This window comes from Cupriavidus sp. HY129, from assembly GCF_059492215.1.
Genome location: NZ_CP083254.1, coordinates 1000635 through 1015354 on the forward strand (window position 1 = coordinate 1000635; position 14720 = coordinate 1015354).

Here is a 14720-nt window from a genome sequence, read left to right on the forward strand (position 1 = left end):
GATGGCCCGCAAGAAAGAGAGCAAGAGCGCAAACAGGCTTCCACGCACCACGGCAGCGACCGGCGACCCTATTGAGGCATCCGAGGGGAAAGGGCGTAGTCGTTCCTCCGCTGTTGTTGCTAAGCTGCCTATCAGGGGACGTCCGCGGGCGTTTGACCTCTTGTCCCGGCAACCCAACAGCCTCGCGGGCCTGTCGCAGGCAGAGCGGGATGTGGTCGTGGTAGCTGCGGTAGCGGATGATCTTAACAACGAGTATCCGGTCTGTCGCATAGGCGACAGCACTTGGGACTTGTCTTCCGAGCCGAAGGCAAAAAACAAAGCGTCCTGTGAACTCAAAATCGACTGGCCTGCCGATGTGCCTGACGCGCTAATCAATGATGCAAAAGCCGCATCTTATTACGCATTGCGTCGAGGACCCCACGGGAAACCATGGTCAGCGACTACGGTGATAAATACTGCGAGGGATGTGTTCATGGTGCTGCGCCACTTTGCGTCCCTCGGCATTCTCAACTTCGGTCAAGTTCGAGCACTGCATCTATCGGATTTGATTGCGGAGATGCAGAAAAAAATAAAGCCACACTCCATCCGAAGTCGATTGGTGCTCATAGACGTGATCTGGCGCGCACCGCAAGAGGTTTTTCATCCGCTAATAGAGCATCCATGGGGTGATGATGGTCTCAATAACGCCTGTGGATGCAATGACGACAGAGCGATAGACAAAGCCGGTCGGACTGCAAAGACTGCAGTTATTCCGCGTTCCGCGCAGCGAAAATTATTCAGTTACTGCGAGGCCAGACTCGAATCGGCTGATGCGCTGTTTCGAAAGCGAGACGCAGGAGAGCTTTCCCCTTACGCGTATGCCCTGACTAAGATACGTGATTCCGTGTTGTACCTGATAGAGATCACCTCAGGGATGCGAAACAGCGAGGCGACGGGTATCAGGAATAATTGTTGGCGAAGCGAGCGCCGCAATGGCATTACGTTCAATTGGGTGCAAACTCAGGAAATCAAGACTCGAAAAGGCCTGGTGGACTATCTTGTTCCTCCTGAGGCGATCCAAGCGCTTATTTTATTGCAGCGTTTTGCTGAGCCGTACCAGCAACGCCTGGCGGACGAAGCGCGATGGCTGGAAGCCCTACTGCACCGGGGAGACGTACCAGAGGGCATGACCTTCGTGGAGGCAGTTCAGCGTCTCAATGATGTGAATGAGATTCGGGACCACCTTTTCTTAGGTCTGGATAGCAGGTATTCGGATCATCTGGGGACCGGCTCTCGCGTTAATGCACTGAGCGAGAACGCCTGCTGTGTCCAGCTCAAAGCGCTGGCCGAGGCAGCGGGTGCTGGTATGGAATGGCCGAGTTTGGCCAATCACCAGTGTCGGCGTACCTTTGCCTACAACGTCGCGAACTCTCGTCTCGGGAGAATGGGGCTGGTTTTTCTCAAATGGCAACTCAAGCACAGTTCCCTATCGTGGACTCAGCTTTATGCGGCCAATCCTCGTCAGGATCAAACGTTGTATGGGGAACTACAGAGTGAATTGATTGCGGTTCGCGCCAAACTGATGGAAGGCTGGATGCGCCCTGATGCTCCGCTTAGCGGGGGCGCCGGACGGCAACTGATGCTGACTCGCGTGACGCCGGTTCGTAATATGGAGAACCTGTTGCAACACACCGCCGAGGTAATCAACCTGCGGAGCACGGGCCATGGCTGGTGCTTGAGTGGCACCCGTGGCTGCAAGGGGCAGGGCGTATATGACCCCGGCCGCTGTGCTGGTTGTTCTCACAGCGTCATCGACGGCAGCCACGGTACCACTTGGCAGATGATTCACCTCGATAACCTACGGCTGGCAGCTATTGATTGCGGTCCGGCGGTCGCACAGAAGGCCCATCGGGCGATACGGCGCTCAGAGCAGGTTTTAAGCGATCTCGGCATTGCTCTGCCGTCTGCCGAACTAGCTGAAGCTTACAAAGGCGAGAGCATCCCGTCATGAAATCCGCTGACACCACCCCACCGCGGGAACCTAGGCCACGTGATCGCGAGATGACGCTGGCAAGCCTTGAACTCGCCAGAATGCGGGTCCGGGAAAAGGGGGTAAGGATGAGCATTTCTGCAGTCGCTCTTGAGGCCGGTGTGACGCCGCCCACCATCCACAACGTCTATCCCGATCTCGCTGAAAAGATCCGTCTGGAAATGGGTCGAGGCACCCGCCAGCAGCGGGATGCCAAAGCTGCCGAACTGAAAAGCTTTAAGCGTCGTAATGCCGAGTTGCGCGTGGAACTAGAAGAAGCTAAGGCTGACATTGCGAAGCTGGCATCGCTTAACGAAACTTTGCGCGGCGAGAACGTACAACTCCGGGCGCAACTGGATGGCAAACTAACAGTGTTGCCCGGCAGTTAGTACGCGTGTGGATGCGTAGAAATGTGTTAGTAAGGAAAAAAATAAATGAAGTCAATTATTTGCGACGAACTAATAGTTAGTAGTAGTCAGAGTTGCTGGATGCGCAATGTCCAGCGATAACCGGATGCCGGCGGCCGCGCAGACCGTGCTCGATTTCTGGTTTGGCTTGCCGGGTGCGCCGGAATGGAACATTTCGCGGCGCGAATGGTTCACCAAGTGCGTGAACTTCGATACCACGGTCCGCGGGCGCTTCCTGTCGTGCTGGCAGGCCGCGCATGACGGCGCCGAGGACGACTGGTCCGTGACGCCGGAGGGCGCTTGCGCCCGGATCGTGCTACTCGACCAGTTCCCACGCAATATGTTTCGCGGCGATCCACGCAGCTTCGCCACCGATGGCAAGGCACTCGCGGCGGCACGCCGGATGCTGGACCTTGGTTGGGATCGCCAGTTGCGCACGCGGTGGCACCGCATGTTCTGCTACTTGCCGTTCGAGCATGCGGAATCGCTGGATGCGCAGAACATCGCGGTGCGGGAGATGATGGCCCTGCGCGACGACAGCGGCGGGGAAGTCGATGTGGTGGAGTGGGCCGAGAAGCATCGCGACGTCATCGCGCGCTTCAGCCGCTTCCCGCACCGCAACGCCGTGCTGGGCCGGGTGAATTCGGATGCGGAAGCCGCGTATCTGAAACAGCCAGGCTCGTCATTCTGAGCATCGACGCGCAGGTGCGGTTCTCGCCGCACGCCCGGGGGAAGCCTCGGACGCTATGCTTATAATCGCAACTCTGCCGATACAAAGTCGTTCCAACGCCCATGGAAGCCAAACCGCAAGCCGGTCCCCGTCGTACCCGGGATCGCATTCTCGACGTCTCGCTGCGCCTGTTCAATGAACTCGGCGAGCCCAACGTCACCACGACGACGATTGCGGAAGCCATGGAAATCAGTCCTGGCAATCTCTATTACCACTTCCGCAACAAGGACGACATCATCAATTCCATCTTCGTGCGCTTCGAGCAGGAGATGGAGCGTCGCCTGAAAATGCCGGAAGACCACAAGGCCACATTGGGGGAGAGCTGGGGCTATCTGCAGTACATGTCCGAGTTTCTGTGGAACTACCGTTTCCTGTATCGCGACATCAACGACCTGCTGGCGCGCAACCGGATGCTGGAGACCAACTTCAAGCGCATCGTCGATCAGAAGAAGCGCTTCGCGCTCGAGATCTGCCGCCAGTTCCAGGAGGATGGCGACATGGACGCCACGCCGGAACAGGTGGACGCGATCTGCACCAACATCGTCGTGATCGCCACGTACTGGCTGTCGTTCCAGTTCGTGCAGCACCCGCGCCAGTACAACGACCCCGAACAGATTCGCGGCTATCTGCATGGGTCGAGCTATCACATCTTCTCGATTCTCGCGCCGTACCTGCGTGGCAAGGCGCGTGAGGCATTCGACCAGCTCGCGCGCGAGTACGCGGCGCAGAAGGCCGCGGCGGATGCCGCAAAGCTTGAAAAGGACAGAAAGTGAAGTCGGTTTGTGTTTATTGCGGGTCGAGCCCAGGTTTTCGACCCGAGTATGCCGAAGCAGCGCGAGCGCTTGGGCAAGCCATGGCGGAGCGGGGTCTGGCCCTGGTCTATGGCGGGGGCAATGTGGGCCTGATGGGCATCGTGGCCGATAGCGTCATGGCGCACGGCGGTGCTGCCATCGGCATCATTCCAGATGCGCTGATGCAGAAGGAGGTTGGTCATCGAGGCCTGACCGAGCTTCACATCGTGCGCAACATGCACGAGCGCAAGCAGATGATGGCGGACCGCGCCGATGCGTTCATCGCCATGCCCGGCGGCGTGGGCACGTTCGAAGAGCTGTTTGAAACGTTCACGTGGGCGCAGCTTGGCTACCACGACAAGCCTGTTGGCCTGCTCAACGTGGCGGGGTTCTACAACGGTATGCTCGGGTTCCTGAATCACGCGGTCAGCGAGGGCTTCCTGAAGCAGGTTCATGCGGACATGCTGCACGTGTCCACCGAGCCGGAGGATATGCTCGCCCGCCTGGCGGCGGCGCCGCGCGTGCATGTCGACAAGTGGCAGGAAGGCCGCGAGAAGGCCTGACCCTCCGCTCCCGGGATGCTGGCCGACTGGCCGGTTGGCCGATCTGGCTGATCAGTTGAACAGCATCCCCACCCACCGCACCACGTGCGGTCCCGCGATGGCGGCCCACGTGCCGCCACACAGGATCAACGCCAGCATCACCGCCGCGCTGCCGAAGTCCTTGGCGCGCTTGGACAGGCTGTGCCGTTCCAGCGAGATCCGGTCGATCGCGGCTTCCACGCTCGAGTTGAGCAGTTCCACGATCAGCACCAGCAGCAGCGTGCCCAGCAGCATCACGCGTTCGACGACCGTTGCCGGAATGACGAACGCGCACGGCGTGAGGATCACTACCAGCGTCAGTTCCTGACGGAACGCGCTTTCTTCCAGAATCGCGTAGCGCAACCCCGACGCCGAGTTGATTGCCGCGTGCCAGGCGCGCGTCAGCCCCCGATTTCCCTTGTGTGGATTGCTGGCGATTGAATATTCGGACTCGACTTCAGCCGCCATGTGAGCGGCCGTCGGCCGGTGCAGCGACGGATCGGGCGGTAGCGTGTGATGAGGCTTGGCCATGATCTGGGGCGACTGGGGGCGCTGAATTGTCGGTTCCGCCCGTGCCTGCTGGCAGCGGACGCAAATGGGTGAGGAACTGCTCGGATGCGGCGCGCCACGAGAACTTCTCCGCGTGGCCGCGTGCCGTTGCGCGGTCGATGCGCAGGGCTTCCAGGCAGGCCTCTCTCAGGTCTTCGTGCATCACGCCGGCCGGGCTGTTGCCGAGCACGTCGATCGGCCCGGTGACAGGGTAGGCCGCCACCGGCAGCCCGCTTGCCAATGCTTCGAGCAGGACCAGTCCGAACGTATCGGTGCGGCTCGGAAACACGAAGACATCTGCTGAAGCATACACCTTTGCCAACTCGGGCTGCTTGAGCACGCCGAGGTAGTTCGCCGACGGATAGCGCGCCTTAAGGCCGGCCAGCGCGGGGCCATCGCCCACCACCCACTTTGAACCCGGCAGGTCGAGTTGCAGGAATGCCTCGACGTTCTTTTCCACCGCCACGCGGCCCACGTAGAGGAAGATCGGATGCGCGGTGTTCAGGACGTTCGCCCGTTGCGCGGTGAAGACATCGAGATCGACGCCGCGCGTCCACAGCACGCCGTTCGTGATGCCGTAATCGTGCAGATCCTTGAGCACCACGGGCGTCGGCGCCATCACCGCGCGCGCGGAGCCATGGAACCAGCGCAGAAAACGGTAGGTCCACGCCAGCGGAATGCCGAAGCGCGCCTGCACGTACTCCGGGAAGCGCGTGTGGTAGGCCGTGGTGAACGGCAGGTCGTGCCGCATCGCGTAACGGCGCGCGGCCAGACCAAGTGGCCCTTCGGTGGCGATATGGAGCGCGTCGGGACGGAACGCGTCGATGCGCCGGCGCACCTTGCCCGAGGGCAGCAACGACAGCCGGATCTCGGGATAGGTCGGGCAGGGGATCGTCTGGAATTCGAGCGGCGTGATCAGGTCCACGGTGTGACCCATGGCTTCGAGCTCGCGGCGGGTGGATTTCAGCGTGCGCACCACGCCGTTGACCTGTGGTTCCCAGGCGTCGGTGACAATCAGGACTCTCATCGAATCTCCTTGCTCAGGTGCGTTGTTGTTGTGACGAGCGGGCATCGCGCGCCATTCATGCAATGGCGCGACTGCCGGGGGCGGGTGGTAAGGCAAGGATCAGGCAGCCAATTCGGCCGTGCGACGGCGGCGGCGGCCTGCGGGAATCGGCGGATCGAGCAGCGTGGTCCAGTAGACGATTTTCAGTTCGCCTTCCATGGTCTCCACGAGGGCGGACAGGCTTTCCACCCAATCACCGTCGTTGCAGTAGAGCTGGCCATCGACATCGCGGATCTCGGCCTTGTGGATGTGGCCGCAGACCACGCCGTCGCAGCCGCGCCGGCGGGCTTCGTCGACCATCGCGTGCTCGAACGAATTGATGTAGCTCACCGCGTTCTTGACCTGATGCTTCAGGTATTGCGAGATCGACCAGTAGTCGAATCCGAGCCGCGCGCGCACGCGGTTGAAGTGGCGGTTCAGCGCGAGGATCATCGTGTACGCCGAATCGCCCAGGTAGGCCAGCCACTTCGCGTGTTGCACCACGCCGTCGAACAGGTCGCCATGCACAACCCACAGGCGCTTGCCGGTGGCGGTCACGTGGACCGCGTCCTCGCGCACCGTGATGTCACCGAATGCCATGCCGTCGAACTGGCGCGCCACTTCGTCATGATTGCCCGGCACGTAGATGACGTCGGTGCCCTTGCGTGCCTTGCGCAGCAGCTTCTGCACGACGTCGTTGTGGCTCCGCGGCCAGTACCAGCCCCGACGAAGCTGCCAGCCGTCGATGATGTCGCCGACGAGATAAAGCACGTCAGATTCGTTGTGCTTGAGGAAGTCGAGCAGGTATGTGGCCTGGCAACCCGGCGTGCCCAAATGGATGTCGGACAGCCAGATCGCACGGTAGCGGTGCGTGGGATGCTCCACGGGCGGCGTGGGCGTGGAGCTGGGTTCGTTGGGGACGCGCAGGGTGTCGCGAGAGGTGTCGCTGTTGTCGCCGGCGTTGCCAGTATTGCCAGTGTTGCGGGAAAGGGCGGCAGTCAGGTCGGCCGGTGTCGGCATGAATGCCGCGAGCGCGGCTGACAGCGGTAGCGTGGCGTCAGGCTTGCCGCGCAGTCGCAGCGCGACATTCGTCAGACGTCCGCGGGCAAATCGGATTGTTTGAATCATGGCGGCCCCGGTATCGGCGATGGCTGCATTGAGCCAGTGCGTCATGACGGAGCCGTGACGGAAACATGAATGTCACATGAACCTTGCCGAGGCGTTTCCGTGGGGCAACGGGAGGGCTGAGTCCGATGTCAAAGCGGGTTGTTTTCGCAGTGTCGCGAGGCCATCCAGCGTCGCCTGCACCGCGCGTGGATCGCGCAGCAACGAGACGTGCCCGATCCCGCTCAATGGGATATGGCGCGCGCCCTCGAGCCAGGCCGTGTGGGCGGGGCCCGCGATCGAGTCGTGCCAGCTGAAGACCGAGATCATGCGACTGCGCATCGCGGGGCTCTCCGCCTCAGCCAGGGTCGTCAGCCATGGGCTGGCCCACCGCATCTGACGGGCGTTCGTTCCCGCGCCGAAGGTGGCCAGCGGGCAGCCGCGATGCGGGCTGCCAAGCGTCACGATGCCGGCGCAAGGTACGGTTTCTCCTGCTGTATCGGCCATTACCTGTGCCGCGCGGGCTGCCAGCCCGCCCATGCTGTGGCAGACCAGCAGCGGCGGGTAGCCGGTGCGCGCGTGGAGGTCGCGCATTCGTACGAGCAGGGCGGCGGCGTAGTCGTCGATATCGCCGAGCACCGGCGTCAGGTCGATGCCCTCGCAACGGTAGCCGGCACCGGCAAGCGCGGGAGCCAGGTCGAGCCAGACCGCGTGATTGCAGCCATAGCCGTGGACCAGCAACACAGTGGGGGTATCAGGCAGCGGATCGGTTGGCTGCGCGAATGTCAGCCGCGACCGGAATGGCTGCAGCCAGTCGAACATCCGCAGGACCGCGCGGCACTCGGCCAGATAGCACGACACCGCGTGGCGCCAGCTCAGCGGCCTTGGGGCAGGAATGTCGTCAGGCCGCTGCGGCCGGGCCGAATCGGGAATGGCGAGCCCGGTCTGGGTCACTAGAAAGGCTATCGCGACGCCGATGCCGAAGGCGACCAACGCGCCCGCGATGCTGGCCAGAATCGCCGCAGGCCATGACCAGTCCGCCCCGGCGGCAAGTGCCGCCGCGAGCCCGCCGACTGCCGCCGCCTGCACGACGACAGCGATACGGCGCAGCGCGGCGGCCGTCAGGTTCATGGTTTCGATGCGGGCCGCAGGTCAACTAGCCGGGTGCCGGCCAGGCGGTCATGTAGAAACTGCCGGCGCGGGTCGAGCCAGGCCAGCGAGATCCAGATCAGCAGGCCAATCGCCAGTACGCCAATGAACGGGCCCTTGGTCAGCCCGAGCGCATGGCCGACCGTCGCGGCCGGAGGCAGCCACAGCCATGCCAGTGCGTAGCGAAACAGGGCTTGCGGCCACCGGGGAGGGGTACCGGCCATTGTTTCGAGCCGGATGCGCCAGGTCTGCATGGCCAGGGTCTGGCCGCTCCGTTGCCAGAACCAGGAGAAATAGAAGGCCAGGACTAGGAACATCCAGGCCTGATCGACATATGGGCGGTCAAGCCCGATCTGTTGCAGCAACGGCCGTGCAACGATGTACACCGCGCTGGCGGCCATCAGCACGCCGAACAGCAATACGCCTTCATAGAGCATGCAAAGCAGGCGGCGGCGCAGCGGCGGTGTGCGTGGCATCGGATTGGAAGCGGGCTGGGCAGAAACGGCAGGCGTGGCAACTGGCATGGCGCAAGGCGTGAGCGATAAGCAGCCATTATGCCAAACGCGTCGAGCGCGACGGCTCAGGCGCGGTCTGGCGGTCAGCGCAAGATGGCTGGCCGTTACTGGCGCGGGGTGTCGGTGGTGTCGAAGGTGGTGGCCGCTTCGCCGGTTACGGGAGGCGAAAGCGCGGGCGGGGCCGCCGGCGCGGGTGCCGTGGCGGCGGGCGCGGCAGGTGCGGAAGCTGCGGCGACTGCCGCAGCCGATGCAGACGACAGCGCCGGGGTAGCCTGGGCCGCGGATGCCGGGCCGGCTACGGCTGCCGCGCCGCTGGCAGCCTTTTTCTCAGGTCGGAGTTGTCGGCTGGTATCGGCCGGTGGGCGCTTGCCCGATGGCAGCGCGCTCACAGTCCCGGGCCGGCGCGGCACCTTCTCGGCTGCGGCTAGCTTCTTTTTCTGTTCTTCCGGAAGCTGCTGGTACCGATCCCATGCCTCTGCCTTCTTCTCGGGCGGCAGCGTGCGCGTGATCTGGTAATTCTCGCGCGCCAGACGGCGTTGCTGCGGGGTCAGCTTGACCCATTCGGCCATCCGCTCCTGCAGGCGTTTCTGTTCCTCGGGCTTGAGCTTCGGATAGCGCTCGGCGATGCGTTCCCACTTGTGCCGATTCAGTTCCGGCAGTGTTTCCCAGATCGGCTGGAGTGGGGCGAGCGCCTGCTGGTGTGCGGGCGGCAGCTCGAGCCAGGTCGGATGCGCATTGGTGATCGGACGCGGCGCGGCCGGCTGGCTGGCGGCAGGGTTCTGCGCTTGAACCGCCGATGTGGCAAAGCCGCCGCAAAGCGCGGCGACAAGTGCAGCGACGGCGGGGCCGGCAGCCCATAGTCTGGCAACCCGGCGGTGGAAGGCGTCGGCGAGGTGTCTTGCGCGGGCCATGTCTTATTGCCCGCGCTTCAGGTACACGTGGAAGCCCTGGTCCGCGTATGCCGTCGGAGGCAGGTCGTCGAGCAGCATCGCGGTATCCACGTCGGCGAGTTCCTCGACGCGCTTCTGCTGCTGCCAGTGGTAGATGCCGATGAGTCCGGCGCCGAGCGCCACCAGCGTCCAGACGAGCGCGAGCTTGCGCAGCCATGCACCGGCACGGTGCAGTGGCGTGTCCTCTTCTTCCTCGAAGGCGTAGCCGTGGTGGCCGCCTGGCAGGGCAAGTTGCGGCACATGCGCCCGCACTTCGGCTTTCTTCGCGGCAAGCGCCATGCGCCGCGCGGCGGCGAGCCGTTCGGCAACGTCCGGCGGCAGTGCATCCGCCGAGGCATCAAGTGCCAGGCGAATCTCGTGGGCGAAGCGCCGCTCCTGGATATCTCGTTCGTTTCTGCTCATAGTCGGACCCCCCGCGCGCGCAAGGCTTGCGCCAGAGTATGCGTTGCACGGGAACAGTGCGTCTTGACGCTGCCCTCGGAGCAGCCCATCACGGCTGCTGTTTCGGCTACATCCATATCCTCCCAGTAACGCATCAGGAAAGCCTCGCGTTGACGCGTGGGCAGACGCTGGATTTCCTGCTCGATGATATGCATGACCTGCGCGCGTTCGACCTTGTCGGCGCTGCTTTCTGCCATCTCGGTGCCGGCTTGGGCCTCCAATGTGTCGAGCAGGTCGCTATCGTCGCCATCGCGCTCGTCGCGCAGGTTCGAAAAAAGCGTCACCCAGGTGTTGCGCACCTTCTGGCGACGGAACCAGTCGTGGATTGTGTTCTGGAGGATGCGCTGGAACAGCGGCGGGAGTTCTGCGGCAGATTTGTCGCCGTATTTCTCCGCCAGCTTGATCATGGCGTCCTGCACGATGTCCAGCGCGGCTTCGTCGTCCCGCACGGCGAACACGGCCTGCTTGAAGGCGCGTCGTTCCACGCTGGCGAGAAAGTCGGAGAGTTCCTGATCGGTGGCCATGCAGGCAAATACAGCAGTTGGGCGCGGGGGCCGGGCCGAATGTGCCGCCTAAGTCCTGCGGCACCTCTGAAATGTCTGCGATGCTAGCAAAAAACACATGGACTCTGCCACTGCTGTATGCAAGTGCAGACATCATCGCAATCAACCAGTCACCGGCCGTTGTGCCGCCGCTGCATGATTCCAGTGATTTGATGTGAATTGCCCATAGACCGCAGTGGTGCATTGCAGTATCATCGATGGTTCACGACATCAGTGGTTGTCTCATCGGACCGCTTATGAGGCGGTCTTCTCATGCAGACGCGCACCGCTTGAACCCGAGCCAAAAGCCCGGCAGAGAGCATCCAAACAATTTTTTGCCGAAAATTGCAAAGGACTGAAATGAACATGCCCAGCGCGGAATTTTCCCACGCCGATAGCAATTCATCCTCCGCTCGCGAAATGATCGGAGCGGAAATCCTCGTCAACGCACTTGCCGAAGAAGGCGTCGAATACGTCTGGGGTTATCCCGGCGGCGCAGTGCTCTATATCTACGACGAGCTCCACAAGCAAACCAAATTCGAACATATCCTGGTGCGCCACGAGCAGGCCGCCGTCCATGCCGCTGACGGGTACGCCCGTGCGACCGGCAAGGTGGGCGTTGCGCTGGTGACCTCGGGTCCGGGCGTGACCAATGCCGTGACCGGCATCGCCACCGCCTATCTGGATTCGATTCCGATGGTGGTGATCACCGGCAACGTGCCGACCCACGCGATCGGTCAGGATGCGTTCCAGGAATGCGACACCGTTGGCATCACGCGCCCGATCGTCAAGCACAACTTCCTCGTGAAGGACGTGCGTGACCTTGCTGCCACGATCAAGAAGGCGTTCTTCATTGCCGCCACCGGCCGTCCCGGCCCCGTGGTGGTCGATATCCCGAAGGACGTGTCGCGCAACAGCTGCAAGTACGAGTATCCGAAGTCGATCGACATGCGCTCGTACAGCCCGGTGAACAAGGGCCATTCGGGTCAGATTCGCAAGGCCGTGGCGTTGCTGCAATCGGCCGAGCGCCCGTACATCTATTCGGGCGGCGGCGTGGTACTGGCCAACGCAAGCGAAGAGCTGCGCGAGCTGGCTGCGCTTACCGGCCATCCGGTCACCAATACGCTGATGGGCCTGGGCGCGTTCCCCGGCACGAGCAAGCAGTTCGTTGGCATGCTCGGCATGCACGGCACGTACGAGGCCAACATGGCCATGCAGAACTGCGACGTGCTGATCGCCATCGGCGCCCGATTCGATGACCGCGTGATCGGCAATCCGTCCCATTTCACCGCGCAGGCCCGCAAGATCATCCACATCGACATCGACCCGTCGTCGATCTCGAAGCGCGTCAAGGTGGACATTCCCATCGTTGGCAACGTCAAGGACGTGCTGCAGGAACTGATCTCCCAGATCAAGACGAGCGATATCAAGCCCAAGCGCGAGGCCCTGGCCAAGTGGTGGGAACAGATCGAGAAGTGGCGCTCGGTGGACTGCCTCAAGTACGACCGCAGTTCCGAGATCATCAAGCCGCAGTACGTGGTGGAAAAGATCTGGGAACTGACGCACGGCGACGCATTCATCTGCTCCGACGTGGGCCAGCACCAGATGTGGGCCGCGCAGTTCTACAAGTTCAACGAGCCGCGTCGCTGGATCAATTCCGGTGGCCTCGGCACGATGGGCGTGGGCCTGCCGTACGCAATGGGCATCAAGAAGGCATTCCCGGACAAGGAAGTCGTCACCATCACTGGTGAAGGCTCGATCCAGATGTGTATCCAGGAACTGTCGACCTGCCTGCAGTACGACACCCCGGTCAAGATCTGCTCGCTGAACAACGGATATCTGGGCATGGTGCGCCAGTGGCAGGAAATCGAGTACGACAATCGTTACTCGCATTCCTACATGCAGGCATTGCCCGACTTCGTCAAACTCGCCGAAGCCTATGGCCACGTGGGGATGCGCATCGAGAAGAGCTCCGATGTGGAACCCGCATTGCGCGAGGCTTTCCGACTCAAGGACCGTACCGTGTTCCTGGACTTCCAGACCGACCCCACTGAAAACGTGTGGCCGATGGTTCAGGCTGGCAAGGGTATCTCCGAAATGCTGCTTGGCGCGGAGGACCTGTAATGCGACACATCATCTCGGTCCTGCTGGAGAATGAACCCGGCGCGCTGTCGCGCGTGGTGGGCCTGTTTTCGGCACGTGGATACAACATCGAGACGCTGACGGTGGCACCCACCGAAGACGCGTCGCTGTCGCGGATGACCATCGTCACCACCGGTTCGGACGACGTGATCGAGCAGATCACCAAGCACCTGAACCGTCTGGTGGAAGTGGTCAAAGTGGTGGACCTGACCGAAGGCGCGCACATCGAGCGCGAGCTGATGCTCGTGAAGGTGCGTGCCGTAGGCAAGGAGCGCGAGGAAATGAAGCGCACCGCCGACATTTTCCGTGGCCGCATCATCGACGTGACCGAAAAGACGTACACCATCGAGCTGACCGGCAACGGCGGCAAGCTGGATGCGTTCCTCGATGCCATCGACCGCACCGCGATCCTGGAAACCGTCCGTACCGGCGGTTCGGGAATCGGCCGCGGCGAGCGCATCCTGAAGGTCTGACCGGCGCCCCCGGCAGCTACCGGCCAAAAGCCGACACGCAGTATCCCGAAGCAGCGCAGCGCGCTCAGTCCAGAATTGGCAAACGCGCGCTTCGCCGCCACCCAATAAGCAGATTTTGAGAAATTGAAGGAACCATCATGAAAGTGTTTTACGACAAGGACGCCGACCTCTCCCTCATCAAGGGCAAGAACGTCACCATCATCGGCTACGGCTCGCAAGGCCACGCCCACGCGCTGAACCTGAAGGATTCGGGCGTGAACGTGACCGTTGGTCTGCGCAAGAGCGGCGCGTCGTGGAACAAGGCCGTGAACGCCGGCCTGCAGGTCAAGGAAGTGGCCGAGGCAGTGAAGGGCGCCGACGTGGTCATGATCCTGCTGCCGGACGAGCAGATCGCCGACGTGTACAAGAACGAAGTGCATGCCAACATCAAGGATGGCGCCGCGCTGGCCTTCGCCCACGGCTTCAACGTGCACTACGGCGCCGTGATCCCGCGTGCCGACCTGGACGTGATCATGATCGCCCCGAAGGCCCCGGGCCACACCGTGCGTTCGACGTACGCGCAAGGTGGCGGCGTGCCGCACCTGATCGCCGTGCATCAGAACAAGTCCGGCGCTGCACGTGACATCGCTCTGTCGTACGCTACCGCCAACGGCGGCGGCCGCGCCGGCATCATCGAGACCAACTTCCGCGAAGAAACCGAAACCGACCTGTTCGGCGAGCAAGCCGTGCTGTGCGGCGGTACCGTCGAGCTGATCAAGGCTGGCTTCGAAACGCTGGTGGAAGCTGGCTACGCTCCGGAAATGGCCTACTTCGAGTGCCTGCACGAGCTGAAGCTGATCGTCGACCTGATCTACGAAGGCGGCATCGCCAACATGAACTACTCGATCTCGAACAACGCCGAGTATGGTGAGTACGTCACCGGCCCGCGCGTGGTGACCGAAGAGACCAAGAAGGCCATGAAGCAGTGCCTGAAGGACATCCAGACCGGCGAATACGCCAAGAGCTTCCTGCTCGAGAACAAGGCTGGCGCCCCGACGCTGATCTCGCGCCGTCGCCTGACCGCCGAGCACCAGATCGAGGAAGTGGGCGGCAAGCTGCGCGCGATGATGCCGTGGATCGCCAAGAACAAGCTGGTTGACCAGTCGAAGAACTAAGCAGTACCGGGCGAAGCAGGGCGCCGTGGCGCCCTGCGCACCCTGGAAGCCGCCGGGCTTTCCGCCAGATCCTGTGTTGCAGGAGACATTTTGGCGGGGGCCGGGCGGCTTTTTGCTATCCTTGTCGGGCTTTTCAGGC

General features: G+C 62.4%; 16 protein-coding genes. 8 read left to right on the forward strand and 8 right to left on the reverse strand.

Features of this window, described 5'->3' with window-relative positions; translation table 11 throughout:
- Position 1 precedes the first annotated feature (1 nt).
- From K6G35_RS04620 to K6G35_RS04640, 5 genes are all read left to right on the forward strand, one after another.
- The gene (locus tag K6G35_RS04620) at positions 2-1990 is read left to right on the forward strand and encodes an integrase (protein WP_234706948.1); all 1989 of its coding nucleotides are present in this window, start codon (positions 2-4) and stop codon (positions 1988-1990) included.
- Positions 1991-2040: 50 nt separating this feature from the next.
- Positions 2041-2397 carry a TetR family transcriptional regulator gene (locus K6G35_RS04625; protein WP_152564854.1) on the forward strand — a complete coding sequence of 119 codons (357 nt, stop codon included), beginning with the start codon at positions 2041-2043 and terminating at the stop codon, positions 2395-2397.
- Positions 2398-2503: 106 nt separating this feature from the next.
- Positions 2504-3106, forward strand: coding sequence for a DUF924 family protein (locus K6G35_RS04630; RefSeq protein ID WP_286879862.1), 603 nt, complete (start codon positions 2504-2506; stop codon positions 3104-3106).
- A gap of 101 nt (positions 3107-3207) precedes the next feature.
- Positions 3208-3918, forward strand: coding sequence for a TetR/AcrR family transcriptional regulator (locus tag K6G35_RS04635; protein WP_008649790.1), 711 nt, complete (start codon positions 3208-3210; stop codon positions 3916-3918).
- Positions 3915-4499 (forward strand): LOG family protein, encoded by a 585-nt coding sequence (locus K6G35_RS04640; protein WP_495676141.1) that lies wholly within the window; start codon positions 3915-3917, stop codon positions 4497-4499. The genes K6G35_RS04635 and K6G35_RS04640 overlap by 4 nt, the downstream gene beginning before the upstream one ends.
- A gap of 51 nt (positions 4500-4550) precedes the next feature.
- Here K6G35_RS04640 and K6G35_RS04645 read toward each other — a convergent pair whose 3' ends face one another.
- From K6G35_RS04645 to K6G35_RS04680, 8 genes are all read right to left on the reverse strand, one after another.
- Positions 4551-5048 carry a diacylglycerol kinase gene (locus K6G35_RS04645; RefSeq protein ID WP_495676142.1) on the reverse strand — a complete coding sequence of 166 codons (498 nt, stop codon included), beginning with the start codon at positions 5046-5048 and terminating at the stop codon, positions 4551-4553.
- Complete coding sequence (locus K6G35_RS04650; protein WP_008649794.1) at positions 4975-6093, reverse strand: glycosyltransferase family 4 protein; 1119 nt, start codon at positions 6091-6093, stop codon at positions 4975-4977. Before K6G35_RS04650 ends, K6G35_RS04645 begins: the two co-directional genes overlap by 74 nt.
- 99 nt (positions 6094-6192) lie before the next feature.
- Positions 6193-7284, reverse strand: a complete 1092-nt coding sequence (locus tag K6G35_RS04655) for a UDP-2,3-diacylglucosamine diphosphatase (protein WP_495676143.1) — start codon at positions 7282-7284, stop codon at positions 6193-6195.
- Between the two features lie 27 nt (positions 7285-7311).
- A complete protein-coding gene (locus K6G35_RS04660; RefSeq protein WP_495676144.1) occupies positions 7312-8346 on the reverse strand; it encodes an esterase/lipase family protein in 1035 nt (344 codons plus the stop codon).
- Positions 8343-8888: an RDD family protein gene (locus K6G35_RS04665; protein WP_035881718.1), complete on the reverse strand. Its 546-nt coding sequence runs from the start codon at positions 8886-8888 to the stop codon at positions 8343-8345. The genes K6G35_RS04660 and K6G35_RS04665 overlap by 4 nt, the downstream gene beginning before the upstream one ends.
- Before the next feature lie 95 nt (positions 8889-8983).
- A complete protein-coding gene (locus K6G35_RS04670) occupies positions 8984-9790 on the reverse strand; it encodes a DUF3106 domain-containing protein (protein ID WP_495676145.1) in 807 nt (268 codons plus the stop codon).
- A gap of 3 nt (positions 9791-9793) precedes the next feature.
- Positions 9794-10231, reverse strand: a complete 438-nt coding sequence (locus K6G35_RS04675; RefSeq protein ID WP_495676146.1) for a DUF3619 family protein — start codon at positions 10229-10231, stop codon at positions 9794-9796.
- A complete protein-coding gene (locus K6G35_RS04680) occupies positions 10228-10794 on the reverse strand; it encodes an RNA polymerase sigma factor (protein ID WP_008643326.1) in 567 nt (188 codons plus the stop codon). The genes K6G35_RS04675 and K6G35_RS04680 overlap by 4 nt, the downstream gene beginning before the upstream one ends.
- Positions 10795-11172: 378 nt before the next feature.
- On the opposite strand from K6G35_RS04680, the gene K6G35_RS04685 reads away from it, so the two are divergent.
- The 3 genes from K6G35_RS04685 (at position 11173) to ilvC (ending at position 14581) form a co-directional block, all read left to right on the forward strand.
- Positions 11173-12936 carry an acetolactate synthase 3 catalytic subunit gene (locus tag K6G35_RS04685; protein WP_008643327.1) on the forward strand — a complete coding sequence of 588 codons (1764 nt, stop codon included), beginning with the start codon at positions 11173-11175 and terminating at the stop codon, positions 12934-12936.
- The gene (ilvN, locus tag K6G35_RS04690) at positions 12936-13427 is read left to right on the forward strand and encodes an acetolactate synthase small subunit (protein ID WP_008643328.1); all 492 of its coding nucleotides are present in this window, start codon (positions 12936-12938) and stop codon (positions 13425-13427) included. The genes K6G35_RS04685 and ilvN overlap by 1 nt, the downstream gene beginning before the upstream one ends.
- 137 nt (positions 13428-13564) lie before the next feature.
- Positions 13565-14581, forward strand: a complete 1017-nt coding sequence (ilvC, locus tag K6G35_RS04695; RefSeq protein ID WP_008643329.1) for a ketol-acid reductoisomerase — start codon at positions 13565-13567, stop codon at positions 14579-14581.
- Positions 14582-14720 lie beyond the last annotated feature (139 nt).

What these genes read in the sequence shown, in the direction of transcription:
- K6G35_RS04620 (WP_234706948.1), top strand. Translation starts at nt 2, where the DNA reads ATGGCCCGCAAGAAAGAGAGCAAGAGCGCAAACAGGCTTCCACGCACC.
- K6G35_RS04625 (WP_152564854.1), top strand. Translation starts at nt 2,041, where the DNA reads ATGACGCTGGCAAGCCTTGAACTCGCCAGAATGCGGGTCCGGGAAAAG.
- K6G35_RS04630 (WP_286879862.1), top strand. Translation starts at nt 2,504, where the DNA reads ATGTCCAGCGATAACCGGATGCCGGCGGCCGCGCAGACCGTGCTCGAT.
- K6G35_RS04635 (WP_008649790.1), top strand. Translation starts at nt 3,208, where the DNA reads ATGGAAGCCAAACCGCAAGCCGGTCCCCGTCGTACCCGGGATCGCATT.
- K6G35_RS04645 (WP_495676142.1), bottom strand. Translation starts at nt 5,048, where the DNA reads ATGGCCAAGCCTCATCACACGCTACCGCCCGATCCGTCGCTGCACCGG.
- K6G35_RS04650 (WP_008649794.1), bottom strand. Translation starts at nt 6,093, where the DNA reads ATGAGAGTCCTGATTGTCACCGACGCCTGGGAACCACAGGTCAACGGC.
- K6G35_RS04655 (WP_495676143.1), bottom strand. Translation starts at nt 7,284, where the DNA reads ATGACGCACTGGCTCAATGCAGCCATCGCCGATACCGGGGCCGCCATG.
- K6G35_RS04660 (WP_495676144.1), bottom strand. Translation starts at nt 8,346, where the DNA reads ATGAACCTGACGGCCGCCGCGCTGCGCCGTATCGCTGTCGTCGTGCAG.
- K6G35_RS04665 (WP_035881718.1), bottom strand. Translation starts at nt 8,888, where the DNA reads ATGCCAGTTGCCACGCCTGCCGTTTCTGCCCAGCCCGCTTCCAATCCG.
- K6G35_RS04670 (WP_495676145.1), bottom strand. Translation starts at nt 9,790, where the DNA reads ATGGCCCGCGCAAGACACCTCGCCGACGCCTTCCACCGCCGGGTTGCC.
- K6G35_RS04675 (WP_495676146.1), bottom strand. Translation starts at nt 10,231, where the DNA reads ATGAGCAGAAACGAACGAGATATCCAGGAGCGGCGCTTCGCCCACGAG.
- K6G35_RS04680 (WP_008643326.1), bottom strand. Translation starts at nt 10,794, where the DNA reads ATGGCCACCGATCAGGAACTCTCCGACTTTCTCGCCAGCGTGGAACGA.
- K6G35_RS04685 (WP_008643327.1), top strand. Translation starts at nt 11,173, where the DNA reads ATGAACATGCCCAGCGCGGAATTTTCCCACGCCGATAGCAATTCATCC.
- ilvN (WP_008643328.1), top strand. Translation starts at nt 12,936, where the DNA reads ATGCGACACATCATCTCGGTCCTGCTGGAGAATGAACCCGGCGCGCTG.
- ilvC (WP_008643329.1), top strand. Translation starts at nt 13,565, where the DNA reads ATGAAAGTGTTTTACGACAAGGACGCCGACCTCTCCCTCATCAAGGGC.